At 44.4% G+C, this 2,078-nt stretch carries 1 pseudogene; it reads right to left on the bottom strand.

Annotated features, from left to right (window positions below):
* Nucleotides 1-2,078 (bottom strand): annotated as a pseudogene (locus tag IQQ51_RS27075) (hypothetical protein); the annotation flags it as partial.

Here is a 2,078-nt window from a genome sequence, read left to right as displayed (position 1 = left end):
AACTTCCGAGCCACCATCATCAATGAAGCCAACATAGATGCCTGAGTCTGCTGGGTCTTCTTTTATCTCGACCGCGAACCCATTCGATTCCAGTGCCCCACCGACATTGAACTCAGTTGGTTCAATGCGGAATTTAGCTACATCATCACTACCAGCGGTAAAGGTAATCGTTTCGGTAGCACTGACCGTACTTCCGCTTGGAGAAGACCCATCAGCAAGGTTGGTTTCTGAGAGAGTAACAGGCGGGATCAAATCAATAATTGGGTCTTGGCCGTCAGTAATACTCAGCTCAAGTGTTGAGGTATCAGTATCTCCATCGCCATCTTCAGCTAAAAATGAGAACTGTTTGACGATAGTTTCACTGCTTGAGTGGTCGATATCACGAGCGACTTCAAAACTGAAATCACCGTTTAATGAGATGGTTACGACACCCTCAGTAAAACTGAAAGTTTGAGCAGCATCTGGCAGCAAGCTCTGATCTAGCGAGTAATCAACACCATCATAGTTAAACGATTGAATTGTCGAACCATCTGCGCCTTCGAAATTGAACAGATTATACGAAACAATGGTATCGCCCGCTAAAGTCGGTTCCGTGACTGACTCAACTTTATCAACGAGCTCAATAACATCATCTGTGACATTGACGAGAATCTCAGCGGCTTCTGGGGTACTTGAACCGCCAGATAGTGCAGAACGATCTCCATCAGCATCCACCGCATAAATTGGCAGTGCAAAAGTTAATAACGCATCTTCAACGCCTTGGTGCGAAAGCTCTTCGTACAGAGTGAATTCATAGTTCCCCAACGACGGACTATCAACTTTAACGTCAAAGACCGTAATTCGAGAACCATTGACTTCAACATAGCCTTCGTAAGTTCTTACACCGTTAGTTTCACCAATAAGCTCAAGCAATACGGCTTCGCCATTAGACGTTAAAGAACCAGCAGTATTAAATTCTGTCGGCTCCAGTTCATAATGGTCGATGATGTCGCTTTCGAAAATATCGGCAGTGATACTTCCGCTCCCCGCTACAGGCGCGGTTCCCTCTTGTGAGCCACCAATGATGCCTGCTTCATCGACACTAATACTGTCGACATTAATAATGACTGGGCTATCGCCATCAGTGATAACAATGTTGATGTTATTGGTTACAACATCTTGGTCGAAATCGGTAATCGTGATCGGTAAATCGAACGTCAGTGAATCGGAGCCCACTTGTTCTATTGGATTAAACTGCTCGAATTTATAAGTACCATCGGTATCTAGTGAGATAGTAAGAACAACCTCACCTCGACCTTGGATGGACAGAGTAATCGTTGTTCCATCATCAGAAAGTCTAGCAAGCGTATTTTGATTATCACTGAGTAACCCATCAAACTGGTCCAGTGCACCAGCATCAAATACAGCTGATTGAAGATTATCACTACCAATATTGGAGAACGTTCCTTCAATTGCCGCACTGCTAGTTTCAACGTTAGAGATATTCACACTTTCAGCAGACGGATCGACACCATCAACCACGGCAACTTGCGCATTAATTGGTGTTGCTAATGGGTTTCCGGCGGTGTCTTCACCTTGAATATCAAAAGTGATGTTAATTTGATCGCCTGTATAGGAAACCTGACCACCACCAACAGATGTTACGTGATCAATTGGTTGAGAAATCGTTGTGGTCAATGAAAGCTCAGCGTTGTTTCCAACACTAACAACATCGATGTCGATGCGTAATACTTCCTCGGTGCCTTGAACACCAACAATAGAGTTCGTCGCCGCATCATAAGTAAACGTAACGGGCTGACCACTTGAGGTAATATCACTGTTTAGCTCTGTGAGTAGCGAAGCGAGGGACTGTGCTTCTGGAGCGAAAGAATCAGGGGAGAGCGCTAAACTACCAGCAATAATCGTTTCGGTAGTTGTAATAGATTGGGGATAGGTATTATCAGAAATGGAGCCTTCAGTGAGCACTTCACTGATTGATTGACCGCCCGATGAACGAGTTATTGTTCTAAATTCTTCTCTATCTTCATCAACCGATTGTTCTGCTAAACCTGCGGTTTCAAAGAATGTCGATGGCTGAG

It is taken from the genome of Vibrio sp. OPT18, assembly GCF_015163615.1.
Classification (GTDB): Bacteria; Pseudomonadota; Gammaproteobacteria; order Enterobacterales; family Vibrionaceae; genus Vibrio; species Vibrio coralliirubri.
Note: the sequence above shows the minus strand (reverse complement) of the source record. Positions and strands in the feature narration are given on the sequence as shown.